At 66.6% G+C, this 25012-nt stretch carries 20 protein-coding genes; 13 read left to right on the top strand and 7 right to left on the bottom strand.

Annotated features, from left to right (window positions below):
* Positions 1–49 precede the first annotated feature (49 nt).
* The 3 genes from ACOQPD_RS14115 to ACOQPD_RS14105 form a co-directional block, all read right to left on the bottom strand.
* On the bottom strand, positions 50–1825 hold the full coding sequence (locus ACOQPD_RS14115; RefSeq protein ID WP_420612598.1) for a hydantoinase B/oxoprolinase family protein: 1776 nt from the start codon (positions 1823–1825) through the stop codon (positions 50–52).
* The gene (locus ACOQPD_RS14110; RefSeq protein WP_420612597.1) at positions 1822–3993 is read right to left on the bottom strand and encodes a hydantoinase/oxoprolinase family protein; all 2172 of its coding nucleotides are present in this window, start codon (positions 3991–3993) and stop codon (positions 1822–1824) included. The genes ACOQPD_RS14115 and ACOQPD_RS14110 overlap by 4 nt, the downstream gene beginning before the upstream one ends.
* A gap of 147 nt (positions 3994–4140) precedes the next feature.
* Complete coding sequence (locus ACOQPD_RS14105) at positions 4141–4842, bottom strand: GntR family transcriptional regulator (protein ID WP_420612596.1); 702 nt, start codon at positions 4840–4842, stop codon at positions 4141–4143.
* Positions 4843–4937: 95 nt separating this feature from the next.
* Between ACOQPD_RS14105 and ACOQPD_RS14100 the strand changes: the two genes are divergently transcribed.
* From ACOQPD_RS14100 to ACOQPD_RS14085, 4 genes are read left to right on the top strand one after another with little or no spacing between them, the layout of a single operon-like run.
* Complete coding sequence (locus tag ACOQPD_RS14100; protein ID WP_420612595.1) at positions 4938–6344, top strand: amidohydrolase family protein; 1407 nt, start codon at positions 4938–4940, stop codon at positions 6342–6344.
* The gene (locus ACOQPD_RS14095) at positions 6341–7195 is read left to right on the top strand and encodes an MBL fold metallo-hydrolase (RefSeq protein ID WP_420612594.1); all 855 of its coding nucleotides are present in this window, start codon (positions 6341–6343) and stop codon (positions 7193–7195) included. The genes ACOQPD_RS14100 and ACOQPD_RS14095 overlap by 4 nt, the downstream gene beginning before the upstream one ends.
* A 2-nt stretch (positions 7196–7197) precedes the next feature.
* Positions 7198–7662 (top strand): DUF2269 family protein, encoded by a 465-nt coding sequence (locus ACOQPD_RS14090; protein ID WP_420612593.1) that lies wholly within the window; start codon positions 7198–7200, stop codon positions 7660–7662.
* 46 nt (positions 7663–7708) lie between these two features.
* Positions 7709–8563, top strand: coding sequence for a sulfurtransferase (locus ACOQPD_RS14085; protein ID WP_420612592.1), 855 nt, complete (start codon positions 7709–7711; stop codon positions 8561–8563).
* 117 nt (positions 8564–8680) lie between these two features.
* On the opposite strand, the gene ACOQPD_RS14080 is transcribed toward ACOQPD_RS14085, so the two are convergent.
* The 3 genes from ACOQPD_RS14080 to ACOQPD_RS14070 are packed head-to-tail and all read right to left on the bottom strand — an operon-like array spanning position 8681 to position 10760.
* Positions 8681–8881 (bottom strand): HigA family addiction module antitoxin, encoded by a 201-nt coding sequence (locus ACOQPD_RS14080; protein WP_420612591.1) that lies wholly within the window; start codon positions 8879–8881, stop codon positions 8681–8683.
* Positions 8882–8922: 41 nt separating this feature from the next.
* On the bottom strand, positions 8923–9939 hold the full coding sequence (locus ACOQPD_RS14075) for a phosphotriesterase family protein (RefSeq protein WP_420612590.1): 1017 nt from the start codon (positions 9937–9939) through the stop codon (positions 8923–8925).
* Positions 9940–9992: 53 nt separating this feature from the next.
* Positions 9993–10760: an SDR family NAD(P)-dependent oxidoreductase gene (locus ACOQPD_RS14070; protein ID WP_420612589.1), complete on the bottom strand. Its 768-nt coding sequence runs from the start codon at positions 10758–10760 to the stop codon at positions 9993–9995.
* Between the two features lie 129 nt (positions 10761–10889).
* Here ACOQPD_RS14070 and ACOQPD_RS14065 point away from each other — a divergent pair, with 129 nt between their 5' ends.
* The 5 genes from ACOQPD_RS14065 to ACOQPD_RS14045 all read left to right on the top strand — a co-directional run bounded on the left by ACOQPD_RS14065 (position 10890) and on the right by ACOQPD_RS14045 (position 19055).
* Complete coding sequence (locus ACOQPD_RS14065; RefSeq protein ID WP_420612588.1) at positions 10890–11708, top strand: hypothetical protein; 819 nt, start codon at positions 10890–10892, stop codon at positions 11706–11708.
* Positions 11709–11779: 71 nt separating this feature from the next.
* Positions 11780–14035 carry a N,N-dimethylformamidase beta subunit family domain-containing protein gene (locus tag ACOQPD_RS14060; protein WP_420612587.1) on the top strand — a complete coding sequence of 752 codons (2256 nt, stop codon included), beginning with the start codon at positions 11780–11782 and terminating at the stop codon, positions 14033–14035.
* A 357-nt stretch (positions 14036–14392) separates the two neighbouring features.
* Entirely contained in the window at positions 14393–15667 is a 1275-nt protein-coding gene (locus ACOQPD_RS14055; RefSeq protein WP_420612586.1) for an ATP-binding protein, read from the top strand.
* 5 nt (positions 15668–15672) lie between these two features.
* Entirely contained in the window at positions 15673–17697 is a 2025-nt protein-coding gene (locus tag ACOQPD_RS14050; protein ID WP_420612585.1) for a CocE/NonD family hydrolase, read from the top strand.
* A gap of 38 nt (positions 17698–17735) precedes the next feature.
* Positions 17736–19055: a S1C family serine protease gene (locus tag ACOQPD_RS14045; RefSeq protein ID WP_420612584.1), complete on the top strand. Its 1320-nt coding sequence runs from the start codon at positions 17736–17738 to the stop codon at positions 19053–19055.
* 43 nt (positions 19056–19098) lie between these two features.
* Here the strand turns inward: ACOQPD_RS14045 and ACOQPD_RS14040 are convergent, their stop codons facing one another.
* Positions 19099–20253 (bottom strand): alanine racemase, encoded by a 1155-nt coding sequence (locus tag ACOQPD_RS14040; protein WP_420612583.1) that lies wholly within the window; start codon positions 20251–20253, stop codon positions 19099–19101.
* A 121-nt stretch (positions 20254–20374) separates the two neighbouring features.
* On the opposite strand from ACOQPD_RS14040, the gene ACOQPD_RS14035 reads away from it, so the two are divergent.
* From ACOQPD_RS14035 to ACOQPD_RS14020, 4 genes are all read left to right on the top strand, one after another.
* On the top strand, positions 20375–21613 hold the full coding sequence (locus tag ACOQPD_RS14035) for a threonine synthase (protein ID WP_420612582.1): 1239 nt from the start codon (positions 20375–20377) through the stop codon (positions 21611–21613).
* A gap of 53 nt (positions 21614–21666) precedes the next feature.
* Positions 21667–22842 carry an NAD(P)/FAD-dependent oxidoreductase gene (locus ACOQPD_RS14030; protein ID WP_420612581.1) on the top strand — a complete coding sequence of 392 codons (1176 nt, stop codon included), beginning with the start codon at positions 21667–21669 and terminating at the stop codon, positions 22840–22842.
* A gap of 32 nt (positions 22843–22874) precedes the next feature.
* Positions 22875–23948: an alcohol dehydrogenase family protein gene (locus ACOQPD_RS14025; protein ID WP_420612580.1), complete on the top strand. Its 1074-nt coding sequence runs from the start codon at positions 22875–22877 to the stop codon at positions 23946–23948.
* A 167-nt stretch (positions 23949–24115) separates the two neighbouring features.
* Complete coding sequence (locus tag ACOQPD_RS14020) at positions 24116–24997, top strand: SMP-30/gluconolactonase/LRE family protein (RefSeq protein ID WP_420612579.1); 882 nt, start codon at positions 24116–24118, stop codon at positions 24995–24997.
* Positions 24998–25012: the final 15 nt, after the last annotated feature.

The raw sequence follows: 25012 nt of genomic DNA, 5'->3' as shown, positions 1-25012 counted from the left end.
GGACACCGATGACCGCCAGACCACGCCCGGTTATTTCGCAGATAGACCACTAGTCGTCGGTCTTGTCGGACTCAGCTGCCGTGGCACTGCGAAGCAGCCGCGTCTGCTCCTGGTCGACTTCCATCGTTTCCGCATCGATGGCGACCTTGTAGACCTTCCGGGCATGCTCGGGCGTCACCCACTCGTTCATGACATCCTCTAGTACCTTCTCGGGATCACGCTCGGCCGGATCGCCTACCCCACCTCCCCCACCGCTGACCTTCCCGAGGATCTCCCCGCTCTTGACCTGGACCATCCGGTGGGTCCGGGCGGGTATCACCTCATCACCACTGCGGAGGTACATCCGCGACAGCGGACCATCCTCGCCCCCGACCGCTCCCGGGGGTTGGGTCAGGTCGCCGTCCGAGCTACCGGTGGCCACGCCGACGTCCCCGCCGACGTTCTCCACCTCCCAGAGCATTCCCGAGCCGCCTCGCCAGCGACCGGCGCCGGACATGTCGGGAACGTAGTGGTAGCGCACGGCTCGCCACGGGAACCGGATCTCTATCTCCTCCACGCTGCCGCGCTGGATCGAGCCCAGGCCGGACATTCCCATCGCCCCTTCGAATCCGTCGTAGCCCCAGACCGCGCCAGAACCTCCGTCGGCATCGGTGGTGGTCTGCACGTATCGCTCCCCGGTGCGGGGGTCGATGCCGGCGATGTAGTGGCCTCGCCTTCGTCCCCATCCGGCGATGGCCTTGTCCGGCATGGCGTTCGACAGTGCGCTCACCGTGGCCTCGAGCACCTGGGTCCCCACATTCACAGGCGATCCGCCCACCGTCGCCGGGTACTGGGCGTTGCAGACCGAACCTTCGGGAGCGATCACCGTGATGGGACGCATGCTGCCCTCGTTGTGGAACTCCGAGTAGGCCGGATCGAAGTAGAGGAAGCTCCCTGCCACCGCCCGGCTGTACGTGGAGGAGTACACGCAGTTCACGAAGCCGGGCCGCTGCGCATCGCTCTCGGAGAAGTCCAGGATCAGCTCGTCGCCCTTGATGGTGGCCGCGCAACGGACCCACACCAGCTCGTCGAGCACGGTGCCGTCGTCGTCAGTGGCCGACTCCCCGTAATAGGTCCCGTCGGGAACCTCGGACAGCTGGGCCCGAACGTTGGCCTCCATCCGGTCGAGCATCTCCTCGACCGCCTCCTTGACGGTTGGGACACCGTACTTGTCCAGCAACGTCACGATCCGGTTGTCGCACACCTGGAGGGCGGCCATCAGCGCGTAGTTGTCGATCTTGACCCCGGCCGGCCAGCGGACGTTGTTCCAGATCAACTCGAGGACATCGGTACGCTCCCGACCCCGGTCGTAGATCTTGGTCGGAGGGATCATCAACCCCTCGGCGTGGATGTCGTAGCCATTGGGGAAGTACCCGCCGGGGAAGGCTCCTCCCGTGTCCATCTGGTGCCCGCGGGTCAGCGCTACGAACACCAACTCGTCCTCGTAGAAGATCGGCCTGAAGAAACCCCAGTCCGGAAGATGGTTGCAGTAACCCTTGTAGGGATCGTTGCAGATAATCACATCCCCCGGATGGAGGTCGTCGCCGAACTTGTCGAGGATGTACTCCACCGAGAACTGCTGGGACAGGAACATGGACGTGGGTCCTTCGGGCACCGCGATCGTGCGGGCCTGCGCATCCCAGATACCGGCCGCCATGTCGTGGAGTTGGGCGATGAGGTAGTTCTGCGCCGTCCGGTCGATCACGTAGCGCATCTCCCGCCCCATGCTCTGGAACGAGTTCCAGACGGTCGACAGCGTGATCGGGTCGATGGTGTCGGGTCTCATAGCGCGCCTCCTGCGGATTCGTCGACGTCTCCGTTGCGGTTCAGGTGGTAGCTGCGCCGGGCGTCGACCGTGGCGGTGAACGATGCGGGAATCACCACCGTAGTGGTCGGTTCCTCGATGATCGCCGGGCCGGGAATACGGTTGCCCGCCCGGAGGCGGCCACCGTCGAAGATCGGGGTGGAGACCCGGGCGCCGTCGAACCAGCAGTCACGATGAGACTTGAGCGCCCTCGAAGGATCGGATCCGCCCTCCGGGATCCGATGGAGCTCGAAGGGGGCCTTCGGCACCGTCGCCCGCAGGCGGAACGTCAGCAACTCGACCCCCTGCCATGGCATGTTGAAGGTGTAGAGGTCGTAATGCTTGGCATGGAAGTTCTCGATGGCCTCCTCGACGGCGTCCAGCATCTCCATTCCCCCCGCGTCACGGAACACGCTGGCCCGGAAGGTCTCCTCGGCAGTCTCGGCCGGATCCCGTCCGGGGTCGATGGGCATCTCGACCTCCACTTCGTGAAACTGGCCGATGTAGCGCAGGTCGGCGGTGCGGTGGAAGCTCACGTCATCGGCCTGGTAGCCCATCTCCTCGAACCCGGCCACGGCCTCCTGCTCCATCTCCTCGTAGAGGGCCTGAACGCGGTCGGCGTCGAGATCGACGAAGCGGGTTATGTACGAGCGTGCGTAGTTGCGGCCCACGTCCATGGCGAACATCCCGAACGCCGAGTAGGTGGAGGCCACGGAGGGGATGATCACATGGGGCAAGCCGAGCAGATCGGCGATGAGCGCGGCATGCGCCGGCCCGGCCCCACCCCCGGCCACCAGTGTCAGGTCGCGGACATCTATTCCCCGCCGGGTGGAGACCTCGTTGATCTCGTCGGCCGTGAAGGAGCTGACTGCGGTCATGATCGCCTGGGCCGCCTCCTCCAGGGTCATCCCGAGGGGCTCGGCCACCCGCTCCATGATCGCCTGCCTGGCCTTTCCTGCGTCGAGCCGGATCTCGCCTCCCAGGAAGAAATCCGGATCTATGTAGCCGAGCGCGAGGTCGGCGTCGGTAACGGTGGGATCCTGCCCGCCCTTGGCGTAGCAAGCCGGTCCGGGATCGCTCCCCGCCGAGTTCGGACCCACCCGCAGCAGGCCCAGCGAGTCGATCCAGGCGATCGAGCCGCCTCCGGCCCCGGCCGAGACGATGTCGACCATCTTGATGGCCACCCGCTCGTCCTGGACCCACCCCTCGGTGGTGGTGGGGACTTCTCCCCGCATCATCACACCGATATCGATGGATGTTCCTCCCATGTCGAAGCTGAGCAGGTTCTTGTGTCCCGTCTCCGCCCCGAGGTGGACGGCTCCCGCGGGGGCGGCGGCCGGTCCCGATCCGATCAGGTACACGGCTCGCGGAATGCAGTTCTCGACCGTCTCCACGAGACCGTCCGAGAGCATCATCATCAGGCTGCCGGTGAATCCGTTGCCGGCGAGCCGATCCTCGAGCGCCAGCAGGTATCGCTTCACGGCAGGACCGGTGTAAGCGGAGACGGCCATCGTCGAGAAGCGCTCCCACTCCCGCCACACCGGGAGGATCTGGGATGACGTGGTCACGTATACGTCGGCGCCCAGTTCCTCGCGCACGATCTCGGCGGCCCGGAGTTCATGGCTCGGGTTGGCGTAGGCGTGCAGGAAGCCGATGGCGACCGACTCGATGCCCTCGTCGCCGAGCCTGCGGGCTGCCTCCCTCACTTCATCCTCATTGAGAGGGGTGAGAACCTCGCCTGTGTAGAGCACGCGCTCCTCCGCCTCCAGCCGGAGACGCCTCGGGATCAAGGGCTTGTACGGCGGGACGAAGACGTTGTACATGGAGATCCGCACGTTCTTGTAGCCCCGCCGGATCTCGAGCATGTCCCGGAAGTGCTTGGTCGTGATCATGCCGGTCCTGGCGCCGTCCTCGTTGATCAGCGTGTTGGTCGCCAGGGTCGTGCCATGGATCAGGAGGCCGACCTTGCCAAGGAAGTCCGGCAGCCCGAGGTCGTAGGCGGTGGCCGCCTTGGACAGGGCATCGATACAGCCGACAGACGGATCGGGAGGAGTGGTGGGCGCCTTGAACTGGCGAAGGTCACCGCTCCGCTCGTCGAGTACAAGGCAGTCGGTGAACGTGCCGCCTACGTCGATGGCTACCCGGTACATGTCACCTCCCGCCGGACGCGGTCACAAAGGGGGTCATACGATTCCTTTCGGATTGTATACATTATGCCAGGACCGGAGATGCGGACGACGCCTCCTGCCCCGACACGCGCTCGTCTCGCTGCGGATGTTCGGGCCGGCGCAGGACGACTACGGGACAGGAGCGGTGGGGGACTCCCCCGTCATCGTTGCCAGCAAGTCGTTGCGTGCTTCCTCGAGATGCTTCGTGACGGCTCTGGCCGCGCCGTCCCCGTTGCCGCTCTCGATGCAGCGGCGCACCTCCGAGTGCGCCGCGTGCGACAGGTCGGTGTCCTGGAGTACGTGATATCGACCGACGTTATCGCGGAGCTGCATGATGAGGCGGTGCATCCGGGGCCGGCCGGCGTGCGAGTAGAGAACGTAGTAGAACTCGCGCCGGGCGGCCCTTCCTTCCATGACATCCTGGCCGGCTTCATCCATGCGTCTGGACAACTCCAGTACCTCCGCCCGAAGTTCTTCCTCGCCCCACAGGTTCTCCACTGCATACCGTATGCAGCGGCCTTCCAGCATGATCCTCAGCTCGTACACCTCGGCGATGTCGCGCGTGGTGAGCGCTGTCACCCAGGCACCCCGCCGTCCGTCGATCCTGACGAGGGCTTCCTCCTCGAGTCGCCGGAGCGCATCACGCAGCGGGATGCGGCTCACGCCCAGTTGCCCGGCCAACTCCGCCTGAGCCAGGCGCTCGCCGGGTACGAGGCGGCCGCTGAGGATGGCGTCCCGGAGAGCGGCCGTTACCGCCTCCTCCGCGCTGACCGGCGCGACCGCCGTGAGCAAGGAGCCGCTAGGCACGGTGGCAGTTGGTTCGGAAGTCACGTATGTGCCCTTCGGCGTTGCGTATATTGTATGCAGAACGGTGCTGGAACACTACCGTAGCCCCGGTCGCCAGTGCCCTGTCGAGGATTCCGCATATGGTCTTCAATAAGCCTCCCCGCCGTGGCCACTATGTCATCCGGGGCACGACAGCCCTCACCATGGATCCTGCCCTGGGCGAACTGGCCGGAGCGGACCTCGAAATCAAGAACGGCGAGTTGGTGGCTATCGGGTCCCGGCTTCCTGCCGCGGGCGCCGAAGCCATAGACGGACGGTACACCATAACCATGCCCGGCTTCGTCGATTCGCACTGGCACGTGTGGGGCACCCTCCTCAGGGGTGTGGTGGGCGATGGGAAGCGCCACGGGTGGTTTGCGACCAAGGGCAGGCTGGGAGGGTCCTTCACCTCCGAGGACTTCGCGGCAGGGGTCGCGTTGGGGATGGCCGAGGGGCTGGCGGCCGGTGTGACGACCGTTCATGATTGGTCGCACAACCTGATGCGATACGAGGACGCCGAGGCGAACCTCGAGGTCCACCGCCGGCTGGGCACCCGGGTCCATTTCTCCTATTCCGCTCCCTCCGCGCACCCGTCGATGCCCATGGAGAAGATGCGCGCCATCCTCGAGAAGGGCGGTGTCATGCCCGACGAGGTCATGGACTTCGGCAACATCCGCCGGGTCGCCGACGAGAGGCTACCGGAGTCGGACGGCCTGCTGACGCTCGGTGTCGGGGTTCGCGGACCGGCCCGCTCGACGCCCGAGGTCTACCGCAAGGAATGGGCGCTCGCCAGGGAAAACGGGCTGACGATCTCGATGCACTGCGCCGGGACGCAGGCGGAGGTCCAACGCATCCGCCAGGTGGACATCCTCCACGAGGAGCGACTCCTGGGGCCCGACATGCTCCTCGCCCACTGCCTGTACATCTCTCCTCGCGAGCGTGAGCGACTCGCTGCCAACCGGATCCCGGTGTCGATGAGTCCCCTGTCCTCTCTCCGGCTGGGGATGGGCGCCCCGCCGATCAACGGACACTTGGCGGCGGGGATCCCGGTCAGCCTCTCGCTCGACACCACTGCCATCTCGGCATGCGCGGATGTGTTCCAGGCGATGCGGGTGGCGGTCGGGCTGGAGGCCATCGCCAACCTGGATGCGGAGGCCTTGAGCCCTCGCCGCGCTCTGGAGCTGGCCACGATCGACGGAGCGAGGGCCCTGGGCCTGGATCATCTCGTAGGATCGCTCAGCGTGGGCAAACGCGCCGACCTGATAATGGTGAGAACCGATGCCCTGAACATGGCGCCGGCTCGCGATCCCGCGGTGGCGATCGTGCACTCGGCGCAGCCGGCGAACGTGGACACCGTCATGGTCGATGGACGGATCCTGAAGCGCCACGGCCGGTTGACCACCGTCGATCCGTCTGACGTTGTCGAAGAGGCAAACGCACGCCTGACCGCCCTATGCGAGCGGGCCGGCTACCGGCGCCCGACCGTCGAGAATGGGGGACCGGCGTGAGAACCACCATCCGCATCGGCAACGTCCACGTCACAGCCATCAGGGACAAGGCCCACGACTTCGACCGAGGCTGGCACTACCCCTCCGTTCCCGATGACGCGTGGGCGCCGTACCTGGACCTGCTCGATGCCGATACGGGCAACACGATGGTCAACTTCCACTGCTTCGTCGTGCAGGGCGACGACCGGACCGTGCTGATCGACACCGGGTGGGGACCCGAGCTGGGTCCCCCGGGCGCAGCCAAGTCACGCGGAGCCCTGCCGGCCCGGTTGGCCGAGATGGAATTGCTCCCACGGGACATCGACGCGGTGGCTTTCACCCACCTCCACGCCGATCACGTCGGTTGGAACCTCGTGTACGACGGGGACACCATCACCCCCCGCTTCGAGAACGCCCGGTACCTGGTCTCCGAAGACGACTGGGCGTTCTTCGCGTCCCGAGACGAGAACCATCCCAACATCGCCCGCCAAGCCCTGCCCTTGGGGGACATCGGACTGCTCGATACCTTCTCCGACGGCCACAGGGTCACCCGTTCGTTGACGGCGGTAGCCACACCGGGGCACACCCCCGGCCATACCAGCTTTCTGGTGGAGTCGGGTGGCGAGCGGCTGTTCATCCTCGGCGACCTGATCCACCACCCGGTCGTGGCGACCGAAACCGGCTGGGTGCACAGGTTCGACGCCGATCCGGAGTTGGCTGTCATGACCCGGCGCCGGAAGCTGGGCCAACTCGAAGAAGATCGAACCCTGGTGGCGGCCGGTCATCTGAACCATCCCACCTTCGGCCGGTTCGAGCGAGAGGCCGGTAGGAGAATCTGGAAGGAATCCCCACAGAACAGGTCCGGCGGCTGAACGTGGATCTGTTCGGTCTGCTGCTTTTCCTGCACCTATTCGGCGCGATGGCCGGGATCGGCCCCACTTTCGTGTTCGGCAGGATCGCCAGGAAGGGCGCCGGCACCGATCACGGCCTGTTCGCCACCCGGGTGGTCCGCCTGCTCACCAGCACGACCGCCATCCCCCTGTCGGCGCTGGTGCTCGTGTCCGGGATCGGGCTGATGGTCGAACGAGGTTATGCCCTGTTCGACAGGATGTGGTTGCTGGTGTCGATCGTCCTCTTCGCCGGGAGCTTCACGTATTCGATCACCGTCCAGAACCCCACTCTGGCCCGGATCATCGAACACGCGCGAGAAGGCACGCAGCCAACCGGGGAGGGAGCCGCGGAAATCGCCCGGTTGCGGACCAGGGTGCGCCGGGGAGGCATCTACCTCCGCGTGACCGCGACCGTGATCCTGGCCCTGATGATTTTCAAGCCCTTCTGACGAGTGGGCGACATGTACATTCATCTCTCGATCGGAGGTCCCTCTGATGACTGAACCAATCACCCCCCTCGTTTCAGGAGACTGGCTCGAGGAGCGTCTCGGCGATCCGCTGACGCGCGTAGTCGAGATCCAGTACGAGGCGGATATGGACGAGTACCGGGACGGCCACGTTCCAGGTGCGGTCAACTGGTACTGGAAGGACATGTTCTGGCATGACCGGGACCGCCAGTTCCCCACACCACAGTTGATGGCCGAGCGGTTCGGAGCGAAGGGGATATCCCCCGAGACGACCGTGGTCTTCTACAGCGGACGCAACCAGTACGCCATGTTCGCCTACTGGGTGACCAAGGCCATGACCGGCCATCCCGATGCGCGCGTCCTTGACGGATCGCAGAAGCGATGGCAACTCGACGGAAGGACCCTCACCAAAGATGTGCCGGACTTCGCCCCGGTTCGCTACGAACCGCGGCGGACTGACCGTGATGACTCGACACGGATCTTCTGCCAGGAAGTGAAGGCGGCTCTCGGCAAGCCGGGATTGGTGATCCTCGACGGGCGGTACGAATCCGAATACTCGGGCGAGCGGGTCAAGCCCGGTACCGGATTCGATTACGGCGCCGAGCGGCACGGTCGCATTCCTGGGGCCCGGCATCTGATGTGGCGACGGCTATTCAATGAGGACAATACCCTCAAGACGCCGGCGGAGCTCGAAGAGGTGTTCCGATCGGTGGGGGCCGCCCCGGACCAGACCGACGAGGTGGTCGCCTACTGCCGGCTGAGCCATCGGGCATCCTCGCTGTGGTTCACCGCCACCCAGATACTCGGCTGGGATCATTTACGGGTCTATGACGGCTCGTGGACCGAGTGGGGATCGTCGGTCGGCCTACCCGTCGAGCTGTAGCCCGCTCCGGTGTGCCGGCACCATCACCTCAGGCGCTTCGAACGGCCGCTGGCAACTCACTCACAGCTTCACCGACGCCGCGCTCGGCTACGTCCAGATCGTATTGAGCCTGCAGGTTCAGCCAGAAAGAGGATCGACACCGAACCAATGGCCGAAGCGCAGAGCAGAGTCACCCGTCACCGATCGCTTGCCGGCGATGATCTGGCTGATCCGATTGGGTGGCACATCGATCTGGCGGGCGAAGGAGGTAGGTGTCACCCCCAACTCGGTCAGTTCATCCCTGAGGATCTGCCCGGGATGAACGGCGCGTCTGAACATGGTACAGGCTCCTCCTGGAGACTATCAATAGTCTACGATGCCTAATCCGCCCACGCGAGGAGGCGGCGGGGGGTGTCGATCATCCATACGTCCAGCAACTCCTGGTCGATGCCCATCTGGTCCATCAGCCTTGGGACGATCGTCGGGATGTAGGCGTACCCGTAACCCCCGTGGGAGGTGAACTGCACCCTCGTGCATACGTCGTGGCTGATGAGCACACGATCGGCGTAGCCTCGCTCCGACCAGTCCGCCAGCACCGCCAGGCGTTGCGGGTCGGTCGGGCAGTGGACGTAGTGATCGACCGGTAGCCACACGGAGCCGAAAAAGTCGAACTCCACGCTGATACCCCGATCCATCGCCCGCTCGTGCCAGGTGAGATCGCGGATGTCGAAGTCCATGTGGCAGAACGCCGTCTTCTCGTAGATCGGCTGGTACTCGTCGAACACCGCCAGCGCGTCGGCCGCCACCGGAACGTTCATCAGGTGCACCCAGAGGGGAGCTTCCGTGGCGCGCTGGGCCAGGACCGCCGCCTCCAGAACCTTCAACTCGGCGGGACGGACCGGCTCGAAGAGCCCTATCTCCCCGATCACGCCGGTCCGGATCCCGGTGTCGCCGATCCCTTCCGTCAACTCGCGGACCATCAGCTCGGCCAGCTCCTCCCTGGACGCCTCCAGGGCCCAAGGGCGCTGGTGGTGGGCCAGGTACTGGCCCGTTCCCGATATCACGTTGACGCCCGTGAACTCGGACACCTCGACCATCCGTTCGGGATTCCTGCCGATGGGCTCGGTGGTCAACTCGACCAGCGTGTCGATGCCGGCATCGGCCGCCTTCTTCAACTCCAGCGCCTGCCCGCAGCTGCTGTCGAGGTGGATGTTGTTGGCGTTGGTCATCAGGTCCGAGCGGATCTCGCCCAGCCGGTCGATCGTGATGGGCCGGTAGGACTCCTCGCCGGTTGCCGGGTAGGCATAGGTCATGGTGGCGAAAAGATGCTCGTGGGGCAGCGTGCGACCGATCCGGTCGGCCGGAACGAGGCCGGTGACCGTAACCGCGTTCTTCATGGTTGGACCTCCTGATGTGGATCGGCTTTCCGTTGACCGATGACGGCCGTCTTTCACACGTCCGGCCGGACCGCCCCGTTCACGCCGCTCAGACCGCCGTCGAGAGCCAGCACCGCTCCGGTCATGAACCCCGACGCGTCGGAGCACAGGTAGCTGACCAGATGCGCCACCTCGTCGGGCGTACCGGCCCGGCCGGCGGGCAGCACCTCGTAGTAGGCCGGATCGGGCGGCGTGTCGGAGAGCATGGGGGTGTCTATGGCCCCCGGCGCGATGGTGTTGACAGTGATCCCGTACGGTCCGAGCTCGGCCGCAAGTGCCCGTCCGAGGCCTTCGATGCCGGCCTTGCCCGCGCAGTAGGCGGCATGACCGGCAATGACGGCACCGGCCCCGATCGAAGACCACAGGATGATCCGCCCCCCGCGGCCTTCCTCGATCATCTGGCGGGTGGCGGCGCTGGCGCAGTGGACGACCCCCATCAGGTTCACGTCGAAGATCCGGGCGGTCTCATCGGGATCGCGGAGGTGAGAGAGCACGCCCGGCGGGTAGATCGCCGCGGCCGCAGCCAGCACGTAGGCCGGTCCCAGGTCGGCCTCGATCTCGGTGAATGCCGCGCCTACGGCCCCCGCATCGGACACGTCCACCTCGAGTCCCCGGCAGCGGACCCCCGTATCGGATATTTCGTCCACCAGACTGGCGAGTCCCGCGGTGTCGACATCGAGCGCGGCCACCAGGGCACCCTCGCCGGCCAGCCGCAGGGACGTAGCGCGGCCCTGACCTGATGCGGCGCCCGTGACGACCGCTACCCGCCCCGAAACTCCCATGGTCGCTCCCCTTGCCTCCCGCGCCAGCCTAACCCTGGCAGCAAAACGGTGCGCGGCTGCCAGAAGTAGATGACCGCCGGTCACTGGTATTCTCCCCGAAGCACCCGGCCGACAACCGTGGGAGTACGCGTGCCCCTAGATCTGGAGAGTTCGTCCACCACCGCGCTGGTCGAGGTTGCGTTCAGCGTGGGGTTCGAGGAACTCCACCGCATGCTGCGTTACGAACTGGACGACCTCCGGGACCAGAAGTACGCCCAGTTCCCCAACGACGAGGAGAAGGCGCCCCACAAGCCGTTCATCGAGGCACCGGACGGTGCCTTGGTCGCCCTTCCATCCGCCAGTCCGATAACGAACATCCGCCGGTGGTTCAGCAGCGAGGACGGGAGCGGGCTGGTCCAGGTCCAGCGCAACTGGTTCGCCCGCAACTGGCGGGTGACCCGCCCGCACGCCGGCAACGGGGCGGTCATCCCCTATCCCGGCTATGCCTCGCTGCGCTCGGACTTCGCGGAGTCCCTGCAGGGTCTGATCGACTTCGCTGACGCCGCCGGCTTGGGCGAGTTCAAGCCGCTCCAGTGCGAGATCTCCTACCGCTTCCAGCTGCCGGCGGAGGGTCTCTGGGAGGGTCCGGGCAGGCTGGACCGGGTCGCAAGCATGTTCTCCGCGAACCGGGGCTCGTATCTGGACATGGAGGCGATGCGGATCATTACCCAGTACGCCATGGTGGACGAGGCGGGGAAGCGCCGGGGACGCCTGTACGGGAGGCTCGAGACCGGCGCCGCGGAGGATGGATCGGACTTCCTGATCCTGACGATGTTCGCCCGCGGGATACCCGACGGCCATCGCCCTGAGGACGTGTACGCCTTCCAGGACGAGGGGCAGCAGTGGATCGTGAACGGACTCCGTGAGTTCCTGACGCCGGAGGCCCTGTCCTGGTACAACCTGGATTGAGGTCCGGCTGACCGGGCGATCCTGATCAACGTCCTATCCTGGTCCCTGCCCGTGGTTCAGGAGGTTGGCAAGTGGAGATCGTAGGTTACGCGGACAGGCTGAGGGCCCAGCCCGGCGAGACGGTGAGCTTCAAGGTCAGTTGCCGGGCGCCGAGCTTCCGTGCCCAGCTGGTCCGCCTGATCCACGGCGACGACAACCCGGACGGACCGGGATCCAAGATCGACGACCTCGACTCGGCCGCCAACGGCGAGTATCCGGGGAGGATCCAGGAACTCCATCCCGGCTCGTTCGTCGCGGTACCCGACGATCCGCGCCTCCAGCCGGACGGTAGCTTCACCATCCAGGCATGGATCTACCCGACCACCGTGGGAAAGGGCCCGCAAGGGGTGGTCACCAAGTGGGACTGCAACGCGGGCATCGGCTACGGGCTGTTCGTGGACGGGGATGGCGCCGTGTCCCTTCGGGTCGGCGACGGCGAGACCGTCGATACGGTCAGCGCCGGAGTGTCCATGCGGGATGCCAAGTGGTACTTCGCCGCCGGTGTCTACGACTCGCAAGACGGTTCGATGCGCGTCTACCAGACCCCGCTCGACCACTGGCCGCTACAGGACACGGCGGCGGAGGCCGGGGCAACGGCCGCAGTGGCACCGGGTCACTCCGGCACCGGCCTGCTCATCGGCGGCTGCAGCCTCGGTCCCGAGAACGTACCGGGCACGGTCGGCGGCCTCTACAACGGCAAGATCGACAACCCGACCATCGTCGGGCGCGCGCTGGCGCCGGGCGAGATCGCCGCGCTGCGAGAGGACCGCTCGTCCCTGGCCGGAGACGAGGACCTGATCGCTGCGTGGGACTTCGGCCGCGATTTCTCTACCGCCACCGTCACCGACAGCTCCCCCAACGGGCTCCACGGGAAGGCGATCAACATGCCGGTCCGGGCCGTTACCGGTCACAACTGGACCGGGCGGGAGGTGATCTTCCACAGAGCGCCCGAGCAGTACGCCGCCATCCGTTTCAACGACGACGACCTGGACGATGCCCGGTGGGAGACCGACTTCGAATACGTGGTGCCCGAAGATCTGAAGAGCGCCATGTACGCCTTCCGGCTGACCACCGACGACGCCGAGGACTACATCCCGTTCGCGGTCAGGCCCGGGACCGGGGCGCCGACCGCTCGGATCGCCTTCCTGCTCGGCACCTATACCTTCCTGGCCTATGCCAACGAGCACATGGCCAACAACCCGGTCCTCATCGAGTATCTCGAGGGCAAGGGGGTGGACGTCCCGTTCCCGGTCCTCCCGCACGAGCACTACATGGTCGAGAACAAGTTGGGCGGCCTCTACGACCTGCACACCGACGGGAGCGGCATCTGCTACTCGTCGAGCCGCAAACCCATCCTCAACTTCCGGCCCAACAACAAACAACGGACGGTGGGCGAGGGCATGGGCGGGCCGGTGTTGCTGTCCGCCAACCTCCACCAGATGGACTGGATGGAGAGCCAGGGATTCGACTTCGACCTGATCACCGACGAGGACGTGCACTTCGACGGGCTGGAACTGCTGTCCGGATACAACGTGGTGGTCTCGGACGCCCATCCGGAGTACTGGACCGAGGACATGCTCATCGCCCTGGAGGCCTACCTGAACGCGGGTGGTCGTTTCATGTACCTGGGAGGTAACGGCCTCTACTGGATCACCTCGGTCGATCCCGAGCGCCCCCACGTCATCGAGGTGCGCCGCTGGAACGGCACCGGGTCATGGCGAACCGAGCATGCCGAGAGCCATCACAGCACCACAGGCGAACCGGGAGGCTTGTGGCGGTTCCGCGGCTGGGCGCCCCAGCGGTTGGTGGGAGTGGGCATGACCGGCCAGGGCGGGAGCGGGATCAACTCGGCGTACCGCCGCCTCCCCGGCAGCTTCGATCCGAGAGCTGCCTTCATCTTCGAGGGAATCGGCGAGGACGAGGTGATCGGCGACTTCGACACGCTCAACCTGGGATGGGGTGCCGCGGGTTACGAGATCGACCGGGCCGATCCCGCCCTTGGAACCCCGCCCCACGCCCTGGTCGTGGCTACCGCAACCGACTTCGATGACACCTTCCATCATGTCGTGGAGGAGGTCATGCACATGAACTCCGAGCAGACGGGCACCACCAACGATCAGGTACGGGCCGACATGGTGTACTTCGAGTACCCCAACGGCGGCGCGGTGTTCACCACCGGGTCGATCGCCTGGGGCGCCGCCCTCTCCTATAACGACTACGACAACAACGTGTCGCGGATCACCGCCAACGTGCTGCGGAAGTTCGCCTCCGACGACCCCCTACCATGAACTTGCGCCGGGCCGTATGACCGGCAGCACCGCGACGGGGCGAACCAGCCAACACTCGGGGCAGCAAGTCGCAGCGGGACACTTCCCCTCGGGATCTCAACTCTTTCGTAGGGTCCCTCATTGATAATCCCCGCCAGTTCAAGTCCGAAGACCGGAACGGCGGGGAGCATTGGCGACACTCTATCAGACCCGGCCGCGCTGCTTGAAGCAGGACCCACACCCGCTGACGCGAGGCCCAGCCCGTTTTCCACTACCTAATAGGCCAATCGTGTAACAACTTCTAGGCCATTCATGTAAGATACGGTCCACCAATCGTGTAAACAGGCTGGAAAACTCGAGGAGAGGGGTGGCTCGGCCGTGGCGGATCGGATCGTACGTCGGCTCGAGGAGATCGTCCGGCTCCGCATGAACGAGATCCCGGTCGTGCTGATACAGGGACCTCGTTCCGGGGGCAAGACCACTCTACTTCAGGCGTTAGCTTCGTCATCGAGAGTGGACATGATCGATCTCGACGATCCCATCACCCGCGCGGCGGGCCGCGATGATCCGCGGCTCCTGGTGACCGGTCCCCGACCCATCCTCATTGATGAGTACCAGCATGTTCCCGACCTGCTCGGCGCCATCAAGAATCAACTCAACCAAGACGGATCACCCGGACAATTCGTCCTCACCGGCTCTACGGTGAGCGCCGCGGTCCTTCCCGAGATGTCGCGGTTTCTTACCGGTCGCCTCTACCGGCTGCCGCTGTTTCCCTTCTCCCAGGGTGAGATCGTCGGTGTCCGAGAGAACCTGGTCGAGAGGCTGTTCGACGATCCGGAAGCCCTGCATGACGGGTACCGCTCGTTCACGACCCGCGAGCAGTACATTGAACGGGTGGTGGCTGGGGGCTTCCCGCCGATCCTCGGAATGGCCCCGGCCGCTAGAGAAAGGTGGTTCGACAACTACGTCGGGTTGGCCCTCGAACGCATCTCCGACGAACTCTCGCGTATCCGGGACGCAGGTGCCCTCGACAGGCTTTTCCGCAGGCTTGCCTCCCAAACCGGCCAGGTGCTCAATATCACCTCCGCCGGTGAGATGGCAGGGCTGAAACAGAAGACCGCCCATAACTACGCCGGACTCCTGGAGGCTGCCTTCCTGACCCGCCGGCTCCCGGCGTGGGGCACGACGCTCCGGGCCAGGATCACGAGGCACCCGAAGCTCCACATCGTGGATTCAGGCGTGGCAGCGCGCCTCCTCGGCCTGTCGGCGGATCGACTAGGCCGGCGCGAGCCGACCGCCCTGCAGCAGTTCGGCCATCTCATCGAGACCTTCACGGTCGGCGAGGTGCTGAAGCAGGTCTCCTGGATGGATCACACGCCGACCGTGGGGCACTGGCGCACGCGGGGCGGCTCCGAAGTGGACCTCGTGGTCGAGCAAAGGGACGGTTCGGTAGCCGCCTTCGAAGTCAAGGCGGGTGGTGGATGGTCCAGAGAGAGCGGGCGCGGATTGCGCACGCTGCGCGACGAACTCGGTGACCGGTTCAGGGTCGGGGTCGTGTTCCATACGGGCGAGTGGACCACCCGGCCCGAAGGCCGCATTCTGGCGATACCGATCGACCGCCTCTGGACAGTGGACAGCAACCGTGTAGCGTGAGGTCCGTGACCGCCTGGCTCGCAGAACGGCCCGGCCCTGCCCGGACCCGGCCCAACGTTCGTATCCCGACGCGGGACGGCGTCGATCTGTCCGCCGACCTGTTCTACCCGGAGTCGGACGAGCCCGCTCCGGTGATCGTCAAGTACTACCCGTATCGCAAGGACGACCTGCTGCGGGGCCTGACGGTGGACCGCGCCAACTACTACGCCGCGCACGGATACGTGACCGCCCTGCTCGACGTGCGCGGGACGGGCGCCTCGGCGGGCGCGTGCGACCGGATGCTGCGACTCCAGGAGTGGGAGGACGGCTACGACGCGGTGGAGTGGCTGGCATCCCAGCCGTGGTGCACCGGCGCGGTGGGAATGACCGGGGTGTCCTACGGCGGGTATTCGGCCCTGCTCACGGCCGCCCAGGCCCCACCCAGCCTCAAGGCCATCGCTCCGATCTACGCCGGCTGGGACCACTACGAGAACAGCCATCCGGGCGGGATGTGGCAGACGTCGATCTGGACGGGCGCCTATAACGCCATGATGATCGCCCTGTCCGGCGCACCGCCCGCCGCCGACGCCGAAGGCGCCTGGCTGGAGATCTGGGAGGAGCACCTCGCCGGGAACGAGCCCTGGCTCGACACCTGGATGCGCAACCCGGTGGACGGTCCCGTGTGGCAGGAGGGTTCGGTCCGGTACGGGCTCAAGAACATCCGGGCGGCCACCTTCATCATCGGTGGCTGGCACGACATCTTCGTCTCGGACCCGTTCCACATGTATGCGGGCCTGAGCCCGGACGTGCCCAAGAAGCTGATGATGGGCCCCTACCTCCACATCGCCCCCAACATCGGAACGCCCGGAGAACGGTTCGACCACCTGCACGAGATCGTCCGCTGGTTCGATCTGCACCTGAAGGGAGAGGACACCGGCATTTCGGACGAACCACCCGTCAGCATCTGGGTGCGGGGTTACGACCAGCCCCGGGCTCGCCGGCAGGGGGCCAACGGCTTCTGGCGTTCGGAGGCGGAGTGGCCGCTCGCCAGGGCCGCGGACGAGACCCTCTATTTCCATCCCGATGGACGGTTGAACGGCGACGCGCCGTCGGGAGGGACGGAGGACCGCGTCTCCTATGCCTACGACCCAGCGGTGGGCACCGCGACGATGGGCCTCTTAACCGGGTTCGGAGCGGATACCGGCCTCCCCCTCGACCAGCGCCGGGATGCGCCCGGCTCCGCCGTGTTCATGGGCGAGCCGCTCGAGGCCGACCTTGAAGTCACCGGGCTCCCGGATGCCACCCTGTACGTCTCCTCGACCGCCGAGGTGACCGCCTTCTCGGTCAAGCTGGTCGACGTCCATCCCGACGGTCCCTGGGCCCTGGTATCCAGGGGGATCAAGAACGCCTCCCAGCGGAACTCCAGGACCGATCCCGAGCCCCTCGTGCCTGGCGAGGTCACCGAACTCACGGTCGAACTGGAAGCCACCTCCTACGTGTTCGAGGCGGGCCACCGTATGGGCATCATGGTCTCCAGCTCGGACTTCCCACTGGTCTGGCCCCTGCCGCAGAGCGCCGTCAACACCATCCACATGGACACCGATCACCCGTCCAGGATCGGTCTCCCGGTCGTCAGCCGGCCCGATTCCGGTCTTCCACCGCCCGAATACCGGCCCGCCCACCCGCTGCCCGATCCGCTGGGCGGCACGGAGCCGTTGCGGTGGGACCTGGTGGAAGACCTCGCCGGCACCGAGGTGAGCGTGGTGATCTCGATGGGGGGCGACATCACCACCGACAACGGCGCCCGGGTCGAAACCCACCTGGAATTCAAGGTCACCACCGACCGGGCCGACCCGGCCAACTCGAGCGTGGAGGCCGGATACCGCCTCGATGTCGACCACGGAGCTTCCCGGACCGAGGTCAGAAGCTCCACCCGCGTGGCCGGGGGATCCGACTCCTTCCACGCGGTCACGGCAACCGCGGTCCGGGCCGGCGGCAAGCCCCATTTCTCCCGCACCTGGCACACCTCGATCCCGAGAGGCTTCCTCTAGGGCGTGTAAGACCCACGGCATCGTAGAATCTGCGGTCAATGGATCCCCTCGACCCGCCCTCGTCTCCGCACAGCCACGAGGAGAAGGACATCCGACCACCCCACCGGGTACGGGACCGCGGCCGTTCCCGCTTCCCGCTCGCCCTGGGTTCGGCGCTGCTGGCGGCCGCCGCCACCACGACGGCCCTGTGGCTGGCAGGGGCCTTCGATCGCGAGGTCGTCCGAATCACCGAGGTCGTAGAGGTGCGGGAGGTCGTCTCCAGTCCGGCTCCGGCGGAGACCCCGGTTCAGTCCGACAACACCCCCGCTCCGACCCGGCCGCCGGCAGCCACGAGCGGCAGTGCCGAGCGGTCGCTAGTCGACGAGACCACCACTCCGGCTCTGACCGAAACGGAACCCCTCCAATCCGCGACCACGGACGAGGTCACGGTTCCGGTGTTCGCCCCGACCGACCTGGTGGCCGTGGTGGCCTCCCAGGCGATTCCCTCGATCGTGACCGTCCAGAGTCTCGACGAGGAGTCCAACCGTGCCGGCTCGGGAAGCGGTGTCGTCATGAGCCCCGACGGCTTCATCATCACCAACCACCATGTGATCGACGACGCCTTCACCCTGAAGGTGATCATGTCGGACGGCCTGTCCTACCCGGCGGAGTTGATCGGCAGCGACCCGCTCATGGATATCGCCGTGCTGAAGGTCGAGGCGGGCAACCTCCCGTACATTCGATTCGGATCGATGGAGGGCCTGCGGACCGGCGAACCCGCCATCGCGGTGGGCAACCCCCTGGGACTCGATGGCGGCCCATCGGTGACCGCAGGGGTCATCTCCGCCTTCGACCGGAGTCTGGTGACCAATCCGCTCACCGGCGAAAGCCTCTACGGACTGCTCCAGACCGACGCTCCCATAACCCGCGGATCGAGCGGGGGCGCCCTCCTGGATGTCTACGGTCGCCTGCTCGGCATCACCACCGCCATCGGGCTGAGCGACGTGGGCGCCGAGGGTCTGGGATTCGCCGTTCCCATCAGCCTGGTCGAAGGGATCGTCGACGACCTCATGTCAGAAGGCGAGGTTCGGCACGCCTTCCTGGGAGTAAGGGGCAGTTCGGCGTTCAGTGAACTCGATGACGGAGTGGAGTCCCCGCTCGGGGTGGAGATAAGCCTCCTCGAGGAGTCCGCCATAGGAGATGCCGGTGCAGAGGACGGCGACGTGATCGTGGCGCTGGACGGGGTCGCTGTGAGGTCCATGCCCCAGCTGGTATCCAGGCTGCGGAGTTACCGGGCGGATGACCCGATAACCGTCACCTTGCAGAGAGGCGACCAGACTCTCGACATCGACCTGACACTCGATAGGTTCCCGTCGTGAACTCCGGCCCGCTCAGAACGATGCCTGCGGAGGAAAGCCCCGGTTACCAGTTGTCGTAGGCGTCTACCGGCCAGATGTCCACCAGCGTGTCGCCGCTCACCGCGTGGAAGTAACGGTAGAGGACGATCGTCTGGTAGCAGTGGGAGGCCAGGATCTCCACCACGTCGCCGACCTCGAGTCGGTCCTGGCCGGGATTCGCGAACCGGATCTTGCCCATGTCATCGCCGGCCATCTCGTAGACAGCCCCGGGCGGGGCACCGCGCAGGATCGCCGGGTTCTCGATCCCGAAGATCACGTCCACCTCCTTGATGCCGGCGTCGGTCATGACGAACTCGGGCTGGCAATTGCTGATGACAGTGGTCCGCACGAACAGCGCCGGCCCGAAGGGACTGGGCTCGTCGTGCCGCTGGACGACGCTGTAGTAGTTGGTGTCCATGAGCACGTAGGTGCCGGCCTGGATCTCGGTGAAGACGTCCAGTTCGTGGTCGAAGGCATGGCTGCCGGTCCCGCCTCCGGACACGATCTCCGGCTCGAGGCCCTCGGTCCGGAGCCGCTCAACCGCCCGTACCACCGGTTCCACGACCGTCAGTCCCCGGGCCCGGCGAGCCTCGTAGTCCGCCGTGTTCATGTGATGGCCCGTGTAGCCCTGCACGCCCGCGTACTCCAGACCCTTGGTGTCCACTATCAGACGGGCCAGCGCCACCGCCGCATCCTCGCCGACCACCCCGGTGCGGTAGCTCCCCGTCTCCAGGTCGACCAGTACCTTGATCGGCCGGCCCGAACGGCGGGCCGCCTCCCCTATCTGGACGACGTTGGCGGCGTGGTCCGCACAAACGATCAACCCCTCGGCGCGAGCGTTGACCTCGGCGAGCCGGTCCAGCTTGGGAGCAGTGACCACGGAGGTGAACAGCATCACGTCGCTGAACCCGGCGTCGACCATCACCTCAACCTCCGCCAGGGTGGCGCAGCAGGGTCCGCGACCCCCCGCCTCCACCTGGCGGCGGGTGATCTCGATCGACTTGTGGATCTTGCCGACCGGCCTCACCTCGTAACCGTGGCTTGCGGCGTGCGCGGCCATCGACGCGATGTTGGCGTCCATGATGTCCACATCGATGACCAGCGAAGGGGTACCCAGTTGGTGACGCGATCCGGGAACCCCGATAAGGCTCTCGTTCGGTCCTCGGTCGCCTGTCGCCACCCGTTCCTCCTTCCGGTCTCCTGATCGGAGTATATGGAGACCGGAAGAGGATGGGCCTTTCGTCTCCATCGGGCGCGCCGGAGAACAGTTATCCTCCCGCCGGACGAGCCGAGGGATAGGGATGTTCGCCGAGGGCCTACGATGCGTCGTATGCCACCTGGAGACGGATCTGGGTGGCTATTTCTTCGGGTGCCGTGACTGCGGCAGCGCCCTCGAAACGGTCTACGACGAGGACCGCGTGGCTGCCGCCGTCTCCTACCGAGACTGGCGGGATCGGGCCGATAGGTCGATATGGCGATACCGGGAGCTGCTACCGGTAAGGGAAGAGTCGGCGGTCATTTCCCTGGGTGAGGGCCGCACCCCGCTGGTGCTTCTTCCCCGGTCGGACGCCAACCCGGTCGCCGATCTATGGATCCAGAACGAGACGGTGAACCCGACCTATTCTTTCAAGGACCGCTTCCACTCGGTGGCGCAGTCGATGGCGCGCCAACTCGGCTACCGCCGGGTGGCCTGTTCCACCACCGGGAACCACGGCATGAGCGCGGCCGCCTACGCGGCCCGCGGCGGCCTGCAGTGCGCGATACTGGTCGATCCCAGGGCGCCGGAGGTGCAACGCCGCTGGATGAGGCTGTTCGGCGCCACCGTGATCGTGGAGATGGATCGCCGCCCGCCCCTCGAGAGCTTCGTGCGCGACCACGGCTGGTATCCCTCCACCTACATGACTCCCAACCCGGTGGCCACGCCCTACGGCATGGAGGGCTATAAGACCATGGCCTACGACGCGGTGCTGGCGCTCGGGCGGGTCCCGGACCATTACATCGTGCCGATCGCGGCAGGGGATGGCCTGTACGGACCCTGGAAGGCGTTCGGGGAGATGGCCCGGCTGGGTTGGACGGATTCGATCCCGAAGGTTCACGGCGTCCAGCCGACCGCGGCCAACCCGATCGTTCGGGCCTTCCGGGAGGGCTCGGACACCGTCCCCTATATCGAGGATCCGCAGACGATCGCCCTGTCGATCGGCGACCCGACCGGCGGCTCGATGACCCTGCGGGCGATGCGGGAGTCTGGCGGGCAGGCGATCGACCTGACGGATCCCGAGATGGTGGCCGCCACCCGTTATGCGGCTTCCGCGGGCTTGAGCCCGGAACCCTCCTCGGCGGCTTCGCTGGCCGGCGCATGGGCGCTGGCGAGGGACGGCATCATCCGGGAGGGCGAGACGGTGGTGTGCCTGTTCACCGGTGCCGGCCCCAAGTGGCCCGAGACCACGGCGCAGCTGACAGAGGGGGACGAGATCGTGAGCCCGGACAGCTCCTGGCTGGAACGTCTCGCGCGTGACCCGGAATCGGTGGGGGTCACTTGACCGCAATCGGACCCGCTCCCTTCCGGGCCGGCGCGCCGCGCTGAGCGAGGCCGATGCGATACGACGCGGTGGTCATCGGCGCCGGACTACCCGGCCTGCTCGCAGCATGGAAGCTGGCGGAGGGCGGGTTCAGGGTGGCGGTTCTGGAGCGCGGCACCATCGCCTCGGAGTCCAGCGCCCTGGCGGCGGGCCACATCCCCCAGGAGTCGACCTCGCCCGCCAACCTGGCCGTCCTGCTCAGGACGAGAGCCATCATCGACGAGCTGGACCGGGTGAGCGGTGGGATGGTCAGGTTCCTTGTGGTGGGCGGCTTGCAGATGGCCACCAGCGAAGAGGGGGCAAGTGCTCTAAGGGCGAGGGTGGATCCGGCGGCCCGGCTGGGGGTGGCCGGCGAGTACCTCGATCCGGACATTATCGCCTCGCGCTGGCCGAACCTGCGGACGGATGACCTGGCGGGCGGCTATTACACCGGAACCGACGGGTTCGTGTTCTCCCAGACCCTGAGCGTGGTCCTGGCGGGCATGGCCAGGAACGCGGGGGCCGAGATCTGGGAAGGTTGCGCGGTTGACCGGCTGGCCGTCGACGGCGGCCACGTGTCGGGTGTGGTGGCGTCCGGCCACCATGTCACAACGCCCAGGGTCCTGGTGGCCGCCGGGGCATGGTCGGCAACGTTGCTGGCCCGGAGCCGGATCTTCCTGCCCACCGAGAGCTTCGTCCTTCAAGCGGTGATCGTGGTGGGCGACCATGGCGGCCTCCGGTTCATGTCCGAGTTCGAGGCCGGGCACTACGTGATGCCTCGCTCTCCCGGGACCTTGCTCCTAGGTCTCCCTCCCTCCGATATCGGCGTGGACGTGGACCGATTCTCCCGCCATCCCGATCCGGAGACAGCGACCGAGTGGCTGGGGCTCCTCCGGAGGCGGGTCCCAAGCCTCCGCGATGCCAGGGTGGCGGGTGGCTGGGCCGGCGTGCTGGCGTCGACTCCGGACGCGTGGCCGCTGGTGGGACGCTTCGGCCCCGAGGGCCTGTTCGTGGCGACCGGGTTCGGGGGCGGAGGCGTCCAGCGGCTGGCGACCGCGGAGGCCGTCGCCCAGCTGATGCTGGAACAGGAGCCCTTCTACGACATCCGAGCCCAGGAGGCGCTCCGGTTCAACGGCTACGACGGCGCTCCATTCGAGTTCCGGGAGGGCCCGTTCTACTACACCGAGACTGCGGCAACCCAGCTGTGGTGAAGCAAGGCCGCCATCATTCCCGGTCCCGGACCATGAGCGCGGCTCTGCTGCTGGGAGTGGGCGGGCCGGAGATGCTGGAGGTCCGTGACGATGTGCCGGTCCCGGAGGTCGCGCCCGGCGAGGTACTGGTGCGCGTGGCCGCCTGCGGCGTGAACAACACCGATATCAACACCCGGGTGGGTTGGTACAGCCGCGCTGTGACCAGTGGCACCACCGGTTCCGCCCACGGGGAGGCCGACCTCCACGACGCCGGCTGGAGTCGGGGAGGACTGGCCTTCCCGCGCATCCAGGGGGCCGATGTTGTGGGAACGGTGACCGAGGTCGGAGCGGGCGTCTCCGACGACATCGTCGGACGGCGGGTCCTGGTCGATCCCTGGCTGCGAGGCGGCCGCCCCTCAGGCGACTCGCAATCGACCGGTTATCTGGGAAGCGAACGCGACGGCGGGTTCGCCGAGTACTGCTCGGTGCCGAGCGACAACGTCCATCCGGTCTCCGGTGACCTCTCCGACGTGGAACTGGCCACCTTCCCGTGCTCGTGGTCCACCGCCGAGCATATGCTGCAAAGGGTCGGCCTGGGGAGTGGCGAGACGGTCGCAGTGCCCGGCGCCTCCGGCGGAGTGGGCAGCGCCCTGGTCCAGCTGGCCAAGCTCCGGGGTGCCCGGGTGGTTGCCATTACGAGCGCTTCCAAGCGCGATGAGGTGGCCGCTCTCGGGGCGGACCGGATCGTGGCCCGGCATGCCGACCGGGTCCCCGAAGACGCCGTGGAGGCCAACGGGGGCCCCTTCCACGCGGTGGCCGACGTGGTGGGCGGCGCCGACTTCGGCGGATGGCTGGAGGCCTTGCGGCGAGGGGGTCGCTACGTGACCTCCGGGGCGATTGCCGGACCGATGGTGGAACTCGATCTGCGGACCCTGTACCTCAAGGACCTGACGCTGCACGGCGCCACCGTCTACCAGCCGCAGGTCTTTGCGGACCTGGTCGGCTACATCGAGAGCGGGCGAGTCCGGGCCGTCGTCGGTGGCGTGTACCGGTTGGAGGACATCCATCCCGCCCAGGAGGCCTTCCTGGCCAAGCGTCACGTCGGGAGTCTGGTCATCAGGATCTAGGCAGGTGCTGAGAAACGGGTTCTGCGGGGTTCGCCGGTCGCAAATCACTTGTTCGGAGAGTCGTATGGCATCGCGCGAACCCCTTTGTAGGGGTTCTCAGCACCCTCCTAGGCTGTGGCCACGAAGGGTCGGGGTGATGATGCCGATTCGACTAAACGGAGGCCATCTTGGTAACGATTGACGTCGCGGTACGGGCGGGTGCGCTGCTGGGCGAGTGCCCGCTATGGAGCCCGGAGGAGTCGGTGCTCTACTGGGAGGACATCGACGGACGGCTGGTTCACCGCTACGACCCGGAGACCGGTATCGATGAGACGAGGTCCATTCCGGGACGGCCCGGGTCAATGGTCCGCACCGGGCAGGCGGGACGGCTGTTGATCGCGGCCGAGAACGAACTCGTCTGGTTCGACTGGGAGAGCGGGACCGTCACCCCGTGGGTGACCCTCGAAACTCCCGGCACCGGGAACCGGTTGAACGATGGGCGCACCGATCCGGCCGGCCGCTACTGGGTCGGATCGATGTACGAGGTGGCGGCGGACCGGCGCTTCACCGGGCAACTGTACCGGATCGAAGGGGACGGATCATTCTCTGTCATCCGGCGAGAGGTGGGGGTTCCCAACGCCCTTTCCTTCGACCCTGAGCGGGACCGCATGTACTTCGCGGACTCCCTCCACTCCACGATCTGGGCCTACGACTACGACCTCGACACCGGGACGGCCCGCAACGAGACCGTGTTCACGGAGTTCTCCGGCCTGCCGGGACGGCCCGACGGGGCCTGCGTCGACTCCGAGGGCTGCCTCTGGGTGGCCGCCGTGCACGGCGGCGCGGTGCTGCGCTTCGCCCCCGACGGACGCTTGGACCGCCGGATCGACGTACCCGTGACCAAGCCCACCATGACCGCGTTCGGCGGCCGCGATCTCGGGACCCTGTTCGTCACCTCGATCGGCGGAGGGGGAAGCCATCCACCTACCGGCCAGCCCGGTGACGGGGACCTGCTCGCCATCGACGCCGGCGCGACGGGCGTTCCCGATGCGCCGTTCGCAAGCGCCTGAGCCGTCGGCGGTAAC

This window comes from Candidatus Spongiisocius sp., from assembly GCF_965221825.1.
In the GTDB taxonomy this organism is placed as follows: domain Bacteria; phylum Actinomycetota; class Acidimicrobiia; order Spongiisociales; family Spongiisociaceae; genus Spongiisocius.
Note: the sequence above shows the minus strand (reverse complement) of the source record. Positions and strands in the feature narration are given on the sequence as shown.